At 37.8% G+C, this 17003-nt stretch carries 18 protein-coding genes and 1 pseudogene; 16 read left to right on the forward strand and 3 right to left on the reverse strand.

Features of this window, described 5'->3' with window-relative positions; genetic code table 11:
* The first annotated feature begins 101 nt into the window (after positions 1-101).
* The 3 genes from R8495_RS03050 to R8495_RS03060 all read left to right on the forward strand — a co-directional run bounded on the left by R8495_RS03050 (position 102) and on the right by R8495_RS03060 (position 5452).
* Positions 102-266, forward strand: a complete 165-nt coding sequence (locus R8495_RS03050; protein WP_317636095.1) for a hypothetical protein — start codon at positions 102-104, stop codon at positions 264-266.
* Complete coding sequence (locus R8495_RS03055; RefSeq protein ID WP_317636096.1) at positions 232-3336, forward strand: BspA family leucine-rich repeat surface protein; 3105 nt, start codon at positions 232-234, stop codon at positions 3334-3336. Before R8495_RS03050 ends, R8495_RS03055 begins: the two co-directional genes overlap by 35 nt.
* Positions 3337-3880: 544 nt before the next feature.
* Positions 3881-5452, forward strand: a complete 1572-nt coding sequence (locus tag R8495_RS03060) for an ATP-binding cassette domain-containing protein (protein ID WP_317636097.1) — start codon at positions 3881-3883, stop codon at positions 5450-5452.
* A 298-nt stretch (positions 5453-5750) separates the two neighbouring features.
* On the opposite strand, the pseudogene tnpC reads toward R8495_RS03060, so the two are convergent.
* From tnpC to tnpB, 3 genes and pseudogenes are all read right to left on the reverse strand, one after another.
* Positions 5751-6998 (reverse strand): annotated as a pseudogene (tnpC, locus tag R8495_RS03065) (IS66 family transposase).
* Complete coding sequence (locus R8495_RS03070) at positions 6968-7270, reverse strand: IS66 family transposase (protein WP_317636098.1); 303 nt, start codon at positions 7268-7270, stop codon at positions 6968-6970. The pseudogene tnpC and the gene R8495_RS03070 overlap by 31 nt, the downstream one beginning before the upstream one ends.
* A 112-nt stretch (positions 7271-7382) precedes the next feature.
* Positions 7383-7739 carry an IS66 family insertion sequence element accessory protein TnpB gene (gene tnpB, locus R8495_RS03075; RefSeq protein WP_317636099.1) on the reverse strand — a complete coding sequence of 119 codons (357 nt, stop codon included), beginning with the start codon at positions 7737-7739 and terminating at the stop codon, positions 7383-7385.
* A gap of 424 nt (positions 7740-8163) precedes the next feature.
* Here tnpB and R8495_RS03080 point away from each other — a divergent pair, with 424 nt between their 5' ends.
* From R8495_RS03080 to R8495_RS03140, 13 genes are all read left to right on the forward strand, one after another.
* Positions 8164-9339 carry a hypothetical protein gene (locus R8495_RS03080; RefSeq protein ID WP_317636100.1) on the forward strand — a complete coding sequence of 392 codons (1176 nt, stop codon included), beginning with the start codon at positions 8164-8166 and terminating at the stop codon, positions 9337-9339.
* A 23-nt stretch (positions 9340-9362) separates the two neighbouring features.
* A complete protein-coding gene (locus tag R8495_RS03085) occupies positions 9363-9980 on the forward strand; it encodes a hypothetical protein (protein WP_317636101.1) in 618 nt (205 codons plus the stop codon).
* A 159-nt stretch (positions 9981-10139) separates the two neighbouring features.
* Complete coding sequence (locus R8495_RS03090; RefSeq protein WP_317636102.1) at positions 10140-10457, forward strand: hypothetical protein; 318 nt, start codon at positions 10140-10142, stop codon at positions 10455-10457.
* Between the two features lie 128 nt (positions 10458-10585).
* Positions 10586-10861 carry a 30S ribosomal protein S16 gene (gene rpsP, locus R8495_RS03095; protein ID WP_317636103.1) on the forward strand — a complete coding sequence of 92 codons (276 nt, stop codon included), beginning with the start codon at positions 10586-10588 and terminating at the stop codon, positions 10859-10861.
* Positions 10862-10871: 10 nt separating this feature from the next.
* Positions 10872-11123 (forward strand): KH domain-containing protein, encoded by a 252-nt coding sequence (locus R8495_RS03100; protein ID WP_317636104.1) that lies wholly within the window; start codon positions 10872-10874, stop codon positions 11121-11123.
* Entirely contained in the window at positions 11116-11622 is a 507-nt protein-coding gene (rimM, locus tag R8495_RS03105) for a ribosome maturation factor RimM (RefSeq protein ID WP_317636105.1), read from the forward strand. The genes R8495_RS03100 and rimM overlap by 8 nt, the downstream gene beginning before the upstream one ends.
* A complete protein-coding gene (gene trmD, locus R8495_RS03110) occupies positions 11612-12307 on the forward strand; it encodes a tRNA (guanosine(37)-N1)-methyltransferase TrmD (RefSeq protein ID WP_317636106.1) in 696 nt (231 codons plus the stop codon). The genes rimM and trmD overlap by 11 nt, the downstream gene beginning before the upstream one ends.
* Positions 12308-12323: 16 nt before the next feature.
* Positions 12324-12674 carry a 50S ribosomal protein L19 gene (rplS, locus tag R8495_RS03115; protein WP_317636107.1) on the forward strand — a complete coding sequence of 117 codons (351 nt, stop codon included), beginning with the start codon at positions 12324-12326 and terminating at the stop codon, positions 12672-12674.
* 114 nt (positions 12675-12788) lie between these two features.
* Positions 12789-13025 (forward strand): DUF896 domain-containing protein, encoded by a 237-nt coding sequence (locus R8495_RS03120; RefSeq protein ID WP_317636108.1) that lies wholly within the window; start codon positions 12789-12791, stop codon positions 13023-13025.
* Positions 13026-13043: 18 nt separating this feature from the next.
* Positions 13044-13178 carry a hypothetical protein gene (locus R8495_RS03125; protein ID WP_317636109.1) on the forward strand — a complete coding sequence of 45 codons (135 nt, stop codon included), beginning with the start codon at positions 13044-13046 and terminating at the stop codon, positions 13176-13178.
* A gap of 19 nt (positions 13179-13197) precedes the next feature.
* Complete coding sequence (locus R8495_RS03130) at positions 13198-13434, forward strand: YneF family protein (RefSeq protein ID WP_317636110.1); 237 nt, start codon at positions 13198-13200, stop codon at positions 13432-13434.
* Positions 13435-13436: 2 nt separating this feature from the next.
* Positions 13437-15188, forward strand: coding sequence for an ABC transporter ATP-binding protein (locus tag R8495_RS03135; protein WP_317636111.1), 1752 nt, complete (start codon positions 13437-13439; stop codon positions 15186-15188).
* Positions 15181-16974, forward strand: a complete 1794-nt coding sequence (locus R8495_RS03140; protein WP_317636112.1) for an ABC transporter ATP-binding protein — start codon at positions 15181-15183, stop codon at positions 16972-16974. The genes R8495_RS03135 and R8495_RS03140 overlap by 8 nt, the downstream gene beginning before the upstream one ends.
* Positions 16975-17003: the final 29 nt, after the last annotated feature.

Below are 17003 nucleotides of genomic sequence, written 5' to 3' on the forward strand. Positions count from 1 at the left end.
TCTTTTTTTAATTTTTTTAAAAATAATGAACAAAATCAGATTAATAATTTGGTATAATAGATACATTAACACTACAATACCAACATCAAGAGGAGACAACGATGAAATTATTTAAGAAACTGAGCTATATTTTGATAGCTATTAGTGGAATTTGGGCTTTGACATTTGCTTTAAACTACAAGCAGGACAGTAGAGCGGCAGATTTTCCTGAAAATATAACACTTGAAAATAATGGTAGCGATTTCAGGGGGGGGGCATTTAGCTAATCCTGTTTTATCTAAAAAGCCTGCATTAACGAGAGAGATTCCGCCAGCTACTAATTCTACGGTAGTCAATTACGGAAGTTTTCGAATGACAGGTTCGGGTAGTTGGAATAACACCGAAAAGCGCAACGAGATTGACCTACAGTGGAACGCTCCTGCTAATTTGAGTGGCGGGTATCATGTTGAGCGCGATCTTAGTGCTTCATTCACGTCAGCCGGTGAAGTTGGAACCAATTATGGCAAACGTTTCAAGATTTTGAATGTTGCACCAAGAAATGCTGCTGTTGGAAAATGGTTTGAAGGCTGGATGAAGATGCAAAATTCAGCTGGCACGGGTCCCGTTGATCAAGGATTGTTTGATATTACAACGGTTTGGCTTAAAGATTTCAATGATAATCCAGGCATGCTTAAAAATCCTGACGGGACATATAAGTATGACAGCATCTTCTTTGGAGCATCTGACTGGAATTCAGATAACTATGATATAAGGAATCAGGATTTAACCGATGCATCATCTCAGGCAACCAGAGCTTTTGGTGACACCGGACGAGCGGTGACTTTTGGACATGATACAGTTGAAGGAGCGGCAGATAATATCACTCCTGGATCTGACATGCATGTGGGTCCTCCGTTTCACCCGTATTTTAATCGATTTGCTTCTTTATTAGGGTTATCAGTATCTCCTTCATACACTGAAGTTGGTAGTGATCGACTCAAAATTGCGGTTCCAGGCTCTTTGACTCAACAGCCGTATTTCTTAGATCCAACTAAGATCTATAATGTTTCTCCATCACACACTTGTTGTTCATATTATGTATATAATTCTGGTGCGACTCGGTGGATTAAATACGACGAGGCTACGTTACCTACGAACTATTGGCGCCCAGGAGATTCGTTTGTAACGTATCTGAGAGATGGAGCAGGAAACGTTATTGCTGATGACAACTGGTATTTGGTGTCGAAAAACAATTACGCTCAAATTCAGACCGGTCATACAACTGGTCAGTGTACACCGCAAGAAGCAGAAATCATCTTTAACATGATTTATTACACGTCAAGTTTAAATACGAGCACTACCGGTAAGGATATTAACGCTAAAGATACAACTGCTCCAGAGGTTCCGAAAATGACAGGTGTTTCATGTGCTGAAAATGATGTCAATCTAACTCTCTCTTTTGACGCCAGTGATCTAGCGACGGATTACTATTATCGTGCTCGGGCAGATACGTCTGCTGGTGATGCTTATTCAGATATTATCAAGATTCCTTCTTTAAGCGGAATTCAAGGTTATGTTTATTCGATTGACAGCAATCCGACAGGTACGCCGAATATTACAAGAGATCCTGCGACAAATAAGGTGACAAATATTAATTTGACACCGACAACAGGTACGTCGGCAAAATTGTATTTGGAACGAACTGCCAATTATGATAAATATCTCCACATTGTTTCGGTGGATAATGCCAATAATGTGTCGTCTGCAAAGACGATCAAATTACTAGATTATTTCTGGTGGAATGTAGATAGCAATAACGTCTTGACCATTTATCCGCATGAGTTGAATGCTAGTGCCGATTTGGAACCTTTTCCAAATCCTAACAATCCTTATTATCGAGATTGGCCGTGGTATCCTTACCAAGGTCAGATAACCAAAGCGGTGCTTAAGCCAGGAGTAACAGCAAGGAATAGTCTAGGGGGATTATTTCAATGGATGCCTTTAATGACAACCATTGAAGGATTAGAAAGACTAGATACTAGTGAAGTCACTGATATGTATAGAATGTTTGTTGATTGTAAATCATTAACAAACCTTAATGTGACTAATTTTGATACGAGTTCAGTTACAAATATGAGTTCGATGTTTAATGGATGTAGATCTTTAACAGATATAGATGTCACTCATTTTAATACTAGTAATGTCTATAGTATGCAAGGAATGTTTGAAAATTGTAGTTCATTAACGAGTCTTGATATTACAAACTTTGACACGAGTAAAGTGGAGTATATGTTTGGGGTGTTTAGTGGTTGTAGTTCATTAACAAGTCTCGATCTCACGCACTTTAATACCAGTAGCGCAAAATATATGGGTTCTTTGTTTAGTGGTTGCACATCGCTAAGAAGTCTTGATTTAACAGGATTTGATACCAGGAAAGCAGAAAATATGTATTATATGTTTGATGGTTGCGAACAATTAACAGATGTAGATGTCACGAGTTTTGATACTAGTTCGGTTACTAATATGATTTATATGTTTAAGGGATGCAAATCCTTAACAAGCCTTGATTTAAGTAGTTTTGATCTGACTAATGTAACTAACACTTCAGATGGCTATGGTCGTATTAATCATGGTTACCATGAAATGTTAAAAGATACCGACAAGCTTTGGAAGTTGACACTTGGACCAAACACCAAATTTCCTGATGTGACTGTTGATGGACTTGAGGTCTCGGTGAATTTGAAAGATCCAACGCCAGGGAAACCAATTAACGATCTCGCTAAACCGGTGCCGCCTAATTCGCAATACTTTGCAACTGATGCACAGTGGCGTGAAGCAAGTACAGATGATTTCCTTCATGAGCCAGACGGAGAGGCGAAGACGGCAGACGAAATTATGAGTGAATCGGCTACAGCTAATCGCAAGCGGACGTACGTTTGGGATCAGCGTGGACGCGTGTTGTTAGAAGCACCAACTGCGATAGATTTTGGGACTCATCGGGGATCAGTGCGAAGTCACAACTACAAAAGTGAAGATCACAAGTTTAAGGTTACTGACAACCGCAACTCTCGTAAGAATAAGAAGTGGCGAATTGAAGCTGCAATGACGAAACCTCTGACTAAAGGGACTAAACGAATTACGGGCAATCCGCTGCATCATAAGAACGGTTCGGGAGTGGAAACTAATTTGACACCAGTAGCGGTGCAACTAGCTGAGAAGGTAATTCCAGGCGTCATTTATGAAGATACCTGGGAAGAACCGTGGAATATGCTTTTCAAAACGACAGCGAATGAGATTCCCGAGGCAGGCAGTTACAGTGGTGAGGTGACTTACACATTGCTTGATTCGACGCCTTAAATTTACTATTGAGTGTTGATCAGTAATGATCGGCGCTTTTTTTTGGATCTATATTAACGGGTGTTGATAAGTAATTTTTTGGCCAGACAGATCTAAAGTCTTGCTGGCTTTTGTTTTTCAAATCGAACTGTGGTCCCCCTACTAAATAAAGGTGCTTAACTCAGGCACCTTTTTGTAGTTCATGTTGCTGGTGCAATTGTGAAATTATACTAATAGATCTCTGCATTGAAGCATCCCATATAAATGAGAATGTACCAATAAGGACCTTTGAAGCGATCACGCCTGCAGCCTCAGAAGAGAAATGCTGTGATTGAAAGGGATCAAGCTCGAATAGTTCCTGCATAATGGCCGTTAATATCCACGACCCAAGTTTTGCTTTTAGCGATCGGAGGTTAATAAACTGATTACATTTTTGAGGCCGAAAAATTTACCTCAATAATTGACTTAAGATTATCATAAGGAAAATAAATCTCGGTGAGAAAAACGGGCGATTGTTTGGTACTTACGATACAATTAAAACATTATATGAAAGATTGGAGCTGAAATGGTCTATAAATATTATTCGCACTTTAAATTTGTTTTGCTGAATTTGTTTGGGTTAATCTCAAGCGCCCAGAGTATTGTGTTGGCATTTATGGTGGGCAGCTTAACTGATATTGCTACCAGGAAATCCTCTCAGTCGATTCCACGTTTTTTAGTGATTACGATCAGCGCTTTTTTAGTCACTTTTTTTGCTCAGTTAATTTTTAACTATTTGAAAACCGATGCAATTAAAACTACTAATACGCGTTTAAGATCCAAAATATTTCGCGGAATGTTGAACACTTCGACGACTGAAAATAGTAATTCTTTGAGTTTTTTGACGAATGATTTTAAGCTGTTGGAAACCAACCGTTTTGAGGCAGAAATCTCTATTTTAATTGATTTTTATACCTTGGTTTTGGCGCTAAGTTATGCCATTTATCTAAATTGGATTTTAACTTTGGTGGTTTTAATTGGAGCTTTTCTGCCAATGATTGCTTCGAATTTTTTTCAAAAACCAATTCAACAAGCCTCCGAAAAATGGTCTGAAGCTAATAGTCAATACGTTAATCAGTCGAAGAATTTTCTGGCAGGCACTGATACTTTTCGCCTTTATGGATGCCAAGATCAGGCAGTTAAACGCAATGCTGATTCGATGACTCGCCTGGAGAATGCTCTTCAGAAAATGAATCGTTTAAATTTAGATGCAAGTTCCTACGTTAACCTTGTCGTTTATGTGGGAGGTTTTATGCTGCCGTTTCTAATTGGAGTCTTGATGGTCCTTAAAGGGGCAACGACGATTGGTACGTTGTTTGCTGAAATCCAGCTGGCAAATACTTTTATTAGTCCAATTATGTCGATTCTTGATCAGCGCAATAAGTTAGCGACGACAAAGAAAATTGTGACGAAAGTCAATGATTACGTAGCTTTAGCAGACCAAAAAGAGTCACAAAAATCTGGTGATTTTCAGGAGTTAGCGGTCAAAGACCTTAAGTTAAGGCGTCAAAATCAAGTCTTAGCTAAGGGAATCGACTTTGAACTTAAAACAGGGGAACGGCTGGCGATTATCGGGTCGTCGGGTTCTGGCAAATCAACGTTGTTACAGTTTTTGTTGACAGGAGAATTTGGCGAAGCTTCAGAAATCCAGCTTAATGAAAAAGCGGTCCAAGCGGGCAGTTTTAAACAAATTTTTGCCTCTGCAAGCCAAAAGCCGACTATTTTTGCAGCTGATTTATGGTTCAACCTTACTTTAGGTGTAGATATTTCTCGAAAAGAAGTTGAGGAAATTTGCAGTCAATTGGATTTAGAAGATTTAGTTAAAAGTAAAGGATTCGATTATTCATTGGGAGATAATGCGGACCAGCTCTCAGGCGGTCAATTAGCGCGCATCGAATTAGCGCGGGCAATTCTTGCCAGACGCGCTGTATTATTATTGGATGAAATCAACGCATCACTGGATCATCTGACCGATCAAGATATTCACCGATACCTTTTCAACAGTAATCATACGTTTGTTGAAGTGATTCACCACTATGATCAACAAACGCTTCAAAATTTTGATCGGGTGCTTGATCTTAATCGCTTTCAAGTGTGATTTGGCGATATTTGAGCGCATCAGTTCGGCGATAATTGTAAATACTTTGGCTAATTGGGTTTGATTCATTATCGATGAATTCTTTAAAATCGAAAAGCGTTTTAATAATTTTCTCAGCTTTCTTAAAATCGCCAAAATAGAGCTCACAAATTGCGATCCAAAATTTTATTTCAATTTTGTCATCAATTGTTCGTAAGCACCAAATAACCGACGTATATTAAAAGGCTCGCGATTCTGTTATTCTTAAAATCAGAATTGTGAGCCTTTCTTTTCGGTTTAGAATTTTATTTGAATTACTTTAATACCGGCATTTGGCTTGAACTTCTTTAGACCAAGGCAAATAATCCTCTAACTGCTCTTCTCTTGGATTACCGCAAAATTTAGGCAGCTCAAAGAAAAGATACTCCAAGTACTTTTGGAAGTTAAGGTGGTTTAAGTTAGCTGTTCCAGCTAAACTCAAGAATATCGCATTGGCTGTTACTCCCGCTACACTTGTACTAAATAAGCTATTCTTTCGGCAAATGACCGATTTCTTAATACTTCGTTCTACTAGATTATTATCCAACGGGATCATCGGGTCATTCAAAAATGCTTCCAATGCCTCTCGATTCTTTAATGCGTATTCAACTGCGTTTTTCAGTTTTGATTTATTGATAATGGGATATTTACCAGTTAATTCCCAGAATTGTTCTACGATCTTACGCGACTGCGTCTTCCTAACTTGAAGTCGTTTGTCTCTCGGTAAATCAGCGATCCTATCTTCAATCTGGTAAAGCTGATCAATCAACTGGTCAAACTTTGCTGCAAGACCAAGGTGTTTAAACTCTTGCGCCGCAACTACAAACTTACGGTGAACATGAGCCCAACAACCGGTTCTTTTGATCTTAGAGCCCAGATTGTTGTAGCCATTATATCCGTCGGTGGTTAGGAATCCTTGCCAACCTTGAAGTAATTTCTGCAGCACTGTCTGACTTCTGGTTGGCGAATAATTGAATAAAACAATCTGATTAGTTGAATATTTAGAAGTTTGGAGGACCAATAAGTATGATTTACTGGTAGACTTCTTGCCAGGTTCTCTTAAAACTTAAATGGGAGTCTCATCACAATGTAAGTATTGTGACTTCTTTAACTTTTTCAATAAAAGCTTATATAACGGTTCAAGCAGTTGCGAAAGTTTAATGACCCAATTACATAAGGTTATCTCCGAGACTGAGAAGCCCATCTTTTGAAAGTTTCTTCTTTGACGATCTAAAGGAAGTGCTAATTCAAACTTATTGTCAATAATGTTGCTGGCAAGACTGGGAGTTAATACGCTATGAGGAATTAGAGATAGAGGTGCTGATGCAGAAAAAGGAACACTATCAACACAGTGATTACACTTACCAATCTCGGCATAGGTTTCAACTCTTTCGAACCAAGCTGGATGATAAACTATTTTGCAATTTAAGAGCCGGTTTTTAATTATTACATAAGGTTGATGACAGCTAGCGCAAAGTTTATCTGGTAGCTGTTGAACTATTTTTCGGACCGGGAGTTTTTCGTTGATTTGATCTTGACGAGTTTTCCTTTGACTCTTTTGTACTGGACGGGTGCATGTTTCACTCTTGGTTGTGCCAGAGGAGTCTGGCTCATTTCGAAAAAATCTTTTTCTCCAAACAAAGAGCTTTGAGCATCATTGCTTTGTGCATCAAATTTGGTTTTATCTGAGCGAGATCCATAATGAGTCCGGTTAAGATCAGCAAGCTGTTCTTTTAACCAGACAATTTCTGCTTTTAAGGATTTGTTTTCAGCAATCAAAGATTCTTCATTTGTTGTCATGTATAGTTTAATCGTCTTTATTTTATTTATTCAATTATAACATACAAATAAGCAAAACAAAAGAGATCTAGCCCTTAAAGTTGACTAAATCTCTTATTTGTTTTGCTTTATGTTAATAGAAGTACCCTGGTTCTGACTTCTTGATGGTGGATATAATGCCGAATCCATTCAAAAGATCTGCGAGTTGTTTTTGATCCAGTTTGAGTAGCTCTTCTGGTTCATTAGGCCATTGAAATCTTCCACGATCAATTCGCTTATAGAGTAAGACAAAGCCATCGTGTTCATGGTAGAGGGCTTTAAATCGGTCGCGCTTTGTACCGCAAAAGAGAAACAATTGCGGTTGAAAAGGATCCAGTTCAAATTGATCATGGACGATGGCAGCTAAACCATCGATCGATTTGCGTAAATCAGTTTTGCCACATATTAAATAAATTGCTTTAAGAGCCTGAAAATTAATCAGTCTATTCATATAGCACTTCCTAAGCGCTGAGTCTGGTCTATATAATCACCTCAAATATTTGATTGAGATAATTATAATGAATCTTCGGTGGTAAAAAAACACGTCGATTATTTGGTGCTTACATATAATCACTGTAAATTCAAAGACTATAGTACAAGATTATGTATAGTAAAAAACTTTAAATGAAATTTATTTGCATAATTATTGCCTGTATGTTAATTTAATTATCATAGAAAAGGAGGAAAGTACTGTTGGCTAATTATAATTAATGTAAATAACTGTAATTGTTATTTTTTCGATATTTGGGGGTATTATCTATGTGATTCTATTGCAAGTATATTTCTGCTTATTGATCATTTGTTTTAAGCTGGTCAAGGCCAAAAAAATTCTAGTGGCCGTTGTAAACACAAACATAATTTGAAGGAGTAAATCAATGAAATTTAGATATAAACTTGCAACTTATATTAGCACTATTGGATTAGCAATTTGCTTACCGATTACGGCGGTAAATGCTGATACAGAAAATAATTATAACCAGATAAATTCGAATTCTGATGAACAAGGTTCAAAGGAATCCATAGAAAATAGTACCGATCAAACAAATCCCAATTCTGGTGAACAGGGTTCAAAGGAATCTGTAGAAAATAATACTGATCAAGCAAAAACAAATTCTGGTGAACAGGTAACTTCAATGGAATCCAAGGATAATATTGATCAAATAAACGCAAAATCCTTGACACAGACCATGAGTTTAGAGCTTCAAAATCCAAATACTCACCCTGATTTAATTAGCTTTGCTTATGACTCAGAAGTAAAAAAAGGAAAGATTGATCCCAGTAAGAATAGTTTAGCTGTTTATTCGAAAAATTATCGAAATGGGTTCAGCACTTTCCTATCAATGAGACAATTGGATCCAACTTTAAGTTATACAGACTGGTTTGAAAAGTGGTGTAATAACGGAGCTTCTCCTAGCGGGGAAGGATACGTCCAAAAGAAGGTTGAGAAATCTAACGGTTTAACACGTGGATGTACGCCATCACAAGCGGCAAACGCTCAACGGTTTAGAAATGATATTCGAAAAGGAGATATAGTACTCATTACTAATGGTGGGTTAGGTCATGCTGCCATTGCAACCTCCAGAAATTATTTACTTGAAATGACTGGCGGTGGCAACATATTTGATTGGTTTGGTGGCACGTTACATTCCAATAATAATCAATATGTAATTGAAGATTGGTTATTTCCATGGGATTGGGTTGCAAAAGGTCACCCCCACAGAAATCATATTAGCGAAAATATTGAAATTTGGAGACTAAATGATAGTAGAATGGCACAGAGAGTGGCCGATTATGCAGATTCACATTATTATAGCACCTATAATGGGTATAATAAAAACATCCACATAAATTATCAGCTAACAATAGGTTTGGGTGGTAGAAATCCAAATTATTGTTCCAAACTTGTTTTCCAAGCCTTTTACCATGGATCGGGTAGCTCTCCGGTAGTTAAAAGATATGTTGCTAACCAGGGGTGGATTTTACCATATGACTTAAAAAATATGTTCGATCATAATTATGGATATTATGCATATCGTGTTGGCACTTACTAAATGATTGTATTGGTACTTAATGTATGAAAAAAATTCGCAAAGTCTTAATCATCTTTGTTTCTATAATTACTGTTCCTATGATTGCGTTCGCAGTATATATGTCCGTTTACAGTTATCAACATAATATTGCTAGGAATAAAGGATATAAGGAAATAAGCACAGTCGTTCCGATTTCAAGGCAAATTAGAATGGAAGATAACACGCCCACTAGGGTACTTTCTTTCTTCCCGAAAAGTTATGAAATTAACATCACTACGAAGGAGGACTATGAACACTGGAAGAAATTAGTTTTAAAGAGAGGCAAATTATTGTACGGTGATGGACCACACTCACATCAAGAATTAAAAGAGTACGTGAAAGACGTTAATCATTGCGAGCTGTTCTATAGCTCAGAACAAACGGTAAAGAACACTAAACCAGATGAAAGTCTAGCGATGCTGATGAATGGATACGTAATGAATCCTGATCCTAAATCTCCCTATACAAATCAAAAAGGTTTTAAAACTTGGAATGATGCAATCAAAAACATGTACGACAATTTTGCTTGTGTTCCAAGTAATCATGATTTGATTGAAAAATGGAAATTTCCGAAGAAGAACATTGAAGAAATGAACACTTACCGGAAGAAGTTGGGAAAATAAGTGATATATGTCAATCAGTGTTGATAAGTGATTTTCCAGCCAGCCAGATCTAAATTGATCTAGCTGGTTTTTTTCAAATCGAACTGCTTCTCACTTCAAAAACGGAACCTTGGGGCGCTGAGAAATAAAGAATACAAAAGTTCAGCGCAGAATTTGAAAGTGACAGATAACCGAAATGTAAGAGCGGGCAAGAATTGGCGCATTGAAGCAGCGGTAACGAATCCGTTGAAGCACGCAACGGATCCGACAAAAGTAATTAACGGCGATCCGCTTTATTATCACGACACGATCTCAGGGACGGCGACGCATTTGTCGTCAACAGCGCAAGTTCTATATAACGAAACGGGGACAAGCGCGTATCAAGATGTGAAGAATTATCCTTGGGATTTGAGATTTAAAGCAAATCCTAGCAATATTCCGAAAGCCGGGAAATACAACGCAACGGTGACATTTACCTTGGTGAATGCAACGCCATAAATTTAATTGAGTGTTGATCAGAAATGATTGACGCTCTTTTTTTATTTGGCTGTCAAGCAAAAGTACTTTACACCATTCAAAAAAGTTGGTAGAATGTTTAAGTTATCTTAACAAAAGGAGTACGTTTAATGGCAGTAAAAATTAGAATGACGAGAATTGGTAGAAAAAAGAAGCCGTTTTATCGGATCGTAGTAGCTGATTCTAGAATGCCACGTGATGGTCGTTATATCGAACAGTTAGGTTATTTTGATCCTTTAGCTAATCCACAAAAATTAGAATTAGATCAAGATAAGGCATTAGATTGGTTAAAGAAAGGCGCTCAGCCATCTGATACGGTCAGAAGTTTTCTTTCTAACCTTGGCGTCATGAAGAAGTATCACGACGAAAAATATACGAAAAAGTAATTGATAAATTATGAATGGTGATCTACAAAAATTGATCAGAACGCTGGTTGCGCCGATGGTCGAATTTGAAAATAAATTAAATATTGAGATTAAAGAAGACAACAATGTGATTCAATGCTCAATTCATGCAGCAGGAACTGACGTCGGTCGCTTGATTGGTCGCAATGGCAGCGTTGCTGAAAATATTCAGCAGGTAGTCAGGGCGTTTGGTCACTTAGGACTCAAAAAAGTTCAAATCTCGGTGATCGCTAATAATGGATAAACAGCCCGTTCGTTTTCAAGTGGGGATTATTGTGAAAACTCGTGGCTTAAAAGGTGAAGTGAAAGTCAAGTCAACGACTGATTTTCCCTCGCGTTTTCAAGTCGGAGCAAAGCTCTTAACGGATAAGGGAACTTTAAAAGTAGCTAAAAGCCGTGAACAACAAGGCTTTTGGTTTATAACTTTTGAAGGCTATGAGGATATAAACGCAGTTGAACCTTTGATTGGTCAAAACCTCTATGTTAATGAACGTCATGATCAACTAGCACCTGATGAGTTTTACGTCTCTGATCTTTTGGGGTTGCCTGTTTTTACGCAATCACAAGAGGAAGTGGGGCGTTTAAAAGATGTGCTACATTATGGTCCTAATGATGTTTGGGTAGTGAAAACTCTTAAGGATCGCGAACTGTTGCTGCCGTATTTGCCTGATTTTATCAAGAAAGTAGATCTAGAAAATCAAAAGATTATCGTGGATCTAACTCTGTGTACCAATGAAAATTGACGTTTTAACACTTTTTCCCGAAATGTTTGCGGCTCTTAACTCGTCGGTGATCGGTAAAGCGTTGGAGACAAAGTTAGTTGAATTAAATTTGATTAACTTTCGGGAGTTTACCGAAAACAAACAGCGCCATGTTGACGATACACCTTTTGGTGGTGGACCGGGAATGCTTTTGATGGCGCAACCGTTATTCAGTGCATATGATACAATTGATCAAGGCGACACTCCGCGCACGATTATCTTAGATCCGGGCGGACGACGTTTTGATCAAAAGTTCGCAAGTGAACTTGCAACAGAAAAACATTTAGTTTTTATCTGTGGGCATTATGAGGGCTTTGATGAACGAGTCAAAACGCTAGCGACTGATGAAGTTTCACTTGGAGATTTTGTCTTATCTGGCGGAGAATTGGTAAGTATGGTAATGATGGATAGTGTGATTCGATTGCTGCCAGGAGTACTAGGCAACAACGAATCAGCTCAGGATGAATCATTTGCTAACGGTTTGTTGGAATATCCTCAATATACAAGACCGCGCGAGTTTAGAGGACTAAAAGTACCTGATATTCTAGTGAGCGGTGATCACCAAGCAATCAGAGATTATCAATTACAAGAAGCAATTAAAAGAACAAAAGAAAAAAGGCCAGATTTATATCAAGAATTTCTGGCTCATGAATCATCAGATAATTAATTTTTTGGAGGTTAGAATGAATCCGATTATTGAAGAAATTACTAAAGACCAGAAGAAAACGGATCTTCCTAAGTTTAAAGCTGGCGACACGGTTCGGGTACATGCACGAATTGTCGAAGGCAAAAGAGAAAGAATTCAGATTTTTGAAGGTGTCGTAATTAAACGTAAGGGCGGCGATGCAATCAATGCTACTTATACTGTTCGTAAAATGTCCAGTGGCATTGGGGTAGAAAGAACATTTCCACTTCATTCACCACGAGTTGCTAAGATTGAAGTTATGAAAGTTGGTAAAGTTAGAAGATCTAAACTTTATTATTTCCGTGAACTTCGTGGAAAAGCAGCAAGAATTAAAGAAGTACGTAAGTAGATCGCAGATAAAAGTCCTTGTTCAGGGCTTTTTTTGATGCAAAAGTTGCCCAAACTGTTTATTTACCTTATACTAGTAGTCAATATTTAATCAAATAAAAGAGGTGAGTTGACGATGGAAAACAAATATTTAAAACGGATTAATGAGCTAGCTCACTTGGCAGAAAAAGGCGAACTTACCGATGAACAGAAGAAAGAACAAGCTGAATTACGGCAAAAGTATCTAGCTGAATTTAAGGAAGGATTTCGTTCACAAATTGAGAGTTTAAAGGTTATTGATCCAGAAGGAAACGATGTCACACCTGATAAACTTAAGGAAATCCAAAAGAAAAAAGGCTTACGTAAAGATTAAATTTTAAGGAGTTGTAATATGTCTTGGACATTTTTGTTTTTAGGGATTTCGTTCGTTGGGTTCGCAGCATGTTTAGGTGCAGGAGTTGCGATCGGGTTATTTATTGCTCGTTCAAATGATAGCAAGAAGCCCAATAGTTTAAAAGAAGATTAAAGTAGGGAGAGAAATAATAATGATTATGTGGATTATTTTAGCGTTAGTTGTGGGCCTTATTGGCGGCATGGTGATTGGGGTATTTGTTGCTCGTTCAACAATTAAGAAAGAGTTGGTCGAGAAACCGCCAATAACTGAAGATATGATGCGTGCGATGATGATGCAGATGGGGCAAACACCCTCATCAAAGAAACTCCACCAGGTAATGGAGAGCATGAAAGAGGCGCAGCGTAAAGCAAATAAACGAAAGAAGTAATAATGAATATATTTTCAAAACTTTCTTGGTTTATTAAAGCTGAGTGGAAAAGATATTTAATCGGGATCAGTGATTTGTTGTTTCTTGCGATTTTACATATCTTTCCACCATTAATCATCGGAATGATTGTTGATGAGCTTAATAAACACACTTTGACCTGGCAAACTTTATTGTTCCAGGTCTTTTTGATTTTACTATTAACTTTAATTGATTATGGCATGCGTTTTATTTGGCGTTATGCGCTATTTGGCGGTGCTGCAAAACTAGAACAGACTCTTAGAGGGCGACTTTTCCATCACTATTTGAAAATGGATGAAAAGTTTTTCCAGAAATATCGAGTTGGCGATTTGATGGCGCACGCTACCAATGATATTAGTGCCGTTCAGCAAGTTGTCGGTGGGGGAGTTTTATCGCTCGTTGATGCGATTGTGACAGGTTTAACGACAATTTTTGCCATGATTTTTATCGTTAGTCCTAAATTGACGGCTCTAACTTTGATTCCAATGCCTTTTTTGGCCTGGACCGCTTTTGTACTCGGGAAATGGATGCATAAAGCTTATGATCATTACCAAGCCTCATTTTCTCGTTTGGATGATAAAGCACAGGAAAGTATGAGTGGCATTAAAGTAATTAAATCTTTGGGGCAAGAAAAAGAAGATTTTGATGATTTTGCGGGATTAACTCAGAAATCCTATCGGGCTGCTCGTAAAATTTTCTATATCGATCCGCTGTTTGACCTTTCAGCACAACTATTTATTGGAATGACTTACGTTTTGACAATTTTTATTGGTGGCGGGATGGTCGCAGCTGGTAGTTTAAGCGTTGGAAAATTAGTTTCCTATTTTTCATATATTTTGAATTTAACTTGGCCGATGTTTGCAATTGGTCAGATTTTCAACATTATGGAGCGAGGAGATGCAAGTTACGATCGAATTAATTTTTTGATGCATGAAAAAAGCAGCATTATTGAATCAATGCATGATGATCAAAAGATTCCAAATGGCGATCTGTCTTATCAGATTAAGAGTTTTGAGTATCCAGATGATCAAGATCCTGCTTTAACTAATGTGAAATTCGACGTGAAACAAGGACAAATGTTGGGGATCGTTGGACCCGTCGGGTCAGGTAAAAGCAGTATTATTAAACTTTTGCTGCGGACCTTTGACGAGTACGACGGCGAGATTGTTTACTCAAGCAAAAATATTAAAGAGTATTCGCTTGATTCGTATCTTCATGCGATCGGTTATGTTCCGCAAGATAATTTCTTGTTCACTTCGACGATCGGGGAAAATATTAAGTTTGCGCGTTACGATGCTTCTATTTCTGAGATTAAACAGGCGGCTCAGATTGCAGATATTGATCGTGATATTGAAAATTTTCCAAAGAAATACGATACCATGGTTGGTCAGCGGGGAGTATCGCTTTCTGGTGGACAGCAGCAACGAATTGCGATCGCCAGAGCGTTAATTACTGATCCAGATATTTTAATTTTAGATGATGCTTTGTCGGCTGTTGATGCACTCACAGAGAAAAATATTTTGCATAATTTAAAGCACGAACGAAATGGTAAAACGACGGTGATCCTTGCTCAACGTTTAAGCAGTGTGATGGATGCCAACGAAATTATTGTCATGGGCTCAGGTTCAATTGTTGAGCGCGGCACCCATGAAGAATTGTTAGCTTTAAAAGGTTGGTATTTCGACACTTGGAATAAGCAAGAATCAGATCGAATGGGAGGTTTAACTGATGGATAATGAAGAACAAAATGAATCAGTCTGGGCCAAACATTTTACTTTAAAAGAGCAATTTCACATTGTTGGTCGCCTTAACCGTTATTTGATGAAATATCCTTGGCACCTGATCTTTTCGATTATTTTAGGGATTGTTACGAGTCTTGTTTATATTGAAATGATGACTCTAATTCAAACGCTTTTAGATGAGCATTTAAAAAAAGGCGAAACGGCGACCAAGCTTTTGTTGGGTTTTACTTTCTCATACTTGGCTTTCGTGATCATTCGGGTTATTACGCAGTACATTTCTTCATTCGTTTACTATAACGCGATGGAGCGAGCTAAACAGGATTTGAGAAAAACGCTGTATCAAAAGGTAATGGGACTTGGGATGACTTTCTTTGATCGTGTTCCTGCTGGGTCCATTGTTTCAAGACTCGTTAATGATACTGAGTCGATGAATGATTTTTGGTACCTTTTCTATGCGATTATTTCGGGGATCGTCTCAATTATTACTTCCCTAACGACCTTGTACATGAAAAATAGTCAGTTGACGCTCTATTTAATGTGTTTTATTCCAGTGATTTTGATAATTGCGCGCATTTATTTTTACGTTAGTACGAAAAATTATCGTCAAATGAGACAGCGACTATCAGAGATTAACGTCAAAATTTCAGAATCGGTTGAGGGAATTAACATCATTCAACAATTTCGCCAAGAAAGACGAATCCAGAAACAATTTGATCAAACGAATGAATCTTACTATAATGCCCGCAAGAATGTCATTAAGATGAATGCTTTGTTACTGGCGCCGATCATTAATCTATTAAACGGATTAGCTGATATTTTGATTTTGTCTTATTTTGGCGTTATGAGTTTTCATAATCCGATTGAAGTCGGATATGTTTTTCTTTTCGTAAATTTAACCAGCAATTTCTTCAATCCATTTGTCAATATTATGGATGTTTTATCGACTTTTCAGGATGGAATTGTTTCCGGCAGCCGGATTTTTCGGATTATGGATTCGGATGTCAAAAATCCAGAGCAGCATTCGAAAGCTGAATTGAAGATTACAAGAGGTAAAGTTGAATTTCGTCACGTGAATTTCTCTTATAATGATCACGATCCGATTTTAAAAGATCTTTCATTTGTTGTTGAACCAGGGCAGACTTTAGCGCTTGTCGGACATACTGGTAGCGGCAAAAGTTCGATCATTAACGTTTTGATGCGCTTTTATGAATTTGGATCAGGAGATGTTCTAATTGATGATCAGGATATCCGGGATTATCCAATTGCAGAAATTAGGCATAAATTGGGACTGGTCTTGCAGGATTCATTTATATTTTATGGCGATGTTAAATCAAATATCCGGATGTTTAACACCAAAATTTCAGATCAAGAAGTGAAACAAGCTGCTCAAATCGTTCACGCAGACCGTTTTATTGAAAGATTACCGCAACAATACGACGAAAAAGTTATTGAAGGTGGTAAGCAGTTTTCAACCGGCGAAAAGCAGTTATTAGCTTTTGCTAGAACGATGGTCACTGATCCGAAAATTTTGGTTTTAGACGAAGCGACAGCCAATATTGATACTCAAACAGAAGAACAGATTCAAGCAAGTTTGAAGGCGATGCAAAATGGTCGGACAACAATTGCGATTGCGCATCGGCTTTCAACGATTGTTGATGCGGATCAAATTTTGGTTCTAGACAGCGGGCAGATTATTGAAGCTGGAACTCATGAGACTTTAATTAAACGGGGCGGATATTATGCCAAAATGTTCAAATTACAGCACAGTGCAGTTGATTAAAAGCAGGGAAACGCCTGCTTTTTTTAAGA

The sequence above is a fragment of the Xylocopilactobacillus apicola genome (genome assembly GCF_033095985.1).
In the GTDB taxonomy this organism is placed as follows: Bacteria; Bacillota; Bacilli; order Lactobacillales; family Lactobacillaceae; genus Xylocopilactobacillus; species Xylocopilactobacillus apicola.

Coding starts and splice junctions, on each gene's coding strand:
- R8495_RS03050 (WP_317636095.1), top strand. CDS start 102: ATGAAATTATTTAAGAAACTGAGCTATATTTTGATAGCTATTAGTGGA.
- R8495_RS03055 (WP_317636096.1), top strand. CDS start 232: ATGGTAGCGATTTCAGGGGGGGGGCATTTAGCTAATCCTGTTTTATCT.
- R8495_RS03060 (WP_317636097.1), top strand. CDS start 3,881: ATGGTCTATAAATATTATTCGCACTTTAAATTTGTTTTGCTGAATTTG.
- R8495_RS03070 (WP_317636098.1), bottom strand. CDS start 7,270: ATGACAACAAATGAAGAATCTTTGATTGCTGAAAACAAATCCTTAAAA.
- tnpB (WP_317636099.1), bottom strand. CDS start 7,739: ATGAATAGACTGATTAATTTTCAGGCTCTTAAAGCAATTTATTTAATA.
- R8495_RS03080 (WP_317636100.1), top strand. CDS start 8,164: ATGAAATTTAGATATAAACTTGCAACTTATATTAGCACTATTGGATTA.
- R8495_RS03085 (WP_317636101.1), top strand. CDS start 9,363: ATGAAAAAAATTCGCAAAGTCTTAATCATCTTTGTTTCTATAATTACT.
- rpsP (WP_317636103.1), top strand. CDS start 10,586: ATGGCAGTAAAAATTAGAATGACGAGAATTGGTAGAAAAAAGAAGCCG.
- R8495_RS03100 (WP_317636104.1), top strand. CDS start 10,872: ATGAATGGTGATCTACAAAAATTGATCAGAACGCTGGTTGCGCCGATG.
- rimM (WP_317636105.1), top strand. CDS start 11,116: ATGGATAAACAGCCCGTTCGTTTTCAAGTGGGGATTATTGTGAAAACT.
- trmD (WP_317636106.1), top strand. CDS start 11,612: ATGAAAATTGACGTTTTAACACTTTTTCCCGAAATGTTTGCGGCTCTT.
- rplS (WP_317636107.1), top strand. CDS start 12,324: ATGAATCCGATTATTGAAGAAATTACTAAAGACCAGAAGAAAACGGAT.
- R8495_RS03120 (WP_317636108.1), top strand. CDS start 12,789: ATGGAAAACAAATATTTAAAACGGATTAATGAGCTAGCTCACTTGGCA.
- R8495_RS03125 (WP_317636109.1), top strand. CDS start 13,044: ATGTCTTGGACATTTTTGTTTTTAGGGATTTCGTTCGTTGGGTTCGCA.
- R8495_RS03130 (WP_317636110.1), top strand. CDS start 13,198: ATGATTATGTGGATTATTTTAGCGTTAGTTGTGGGCCTTATTGGCGGC.
- R8495_RS03135 (WP_317636111.1), top strand. CDS start 13,437: ATGAATATATTTTCAAAACTTTCTTGGTTTATTAAAGCTGAGTGGAAA.
- R8495_RS03140 (WP_317636112.1), top strand. CDS start 15,181: ATGGATAATGAAGAACAAAATGAATCAGTCTGGGCCAAACATTTTACT.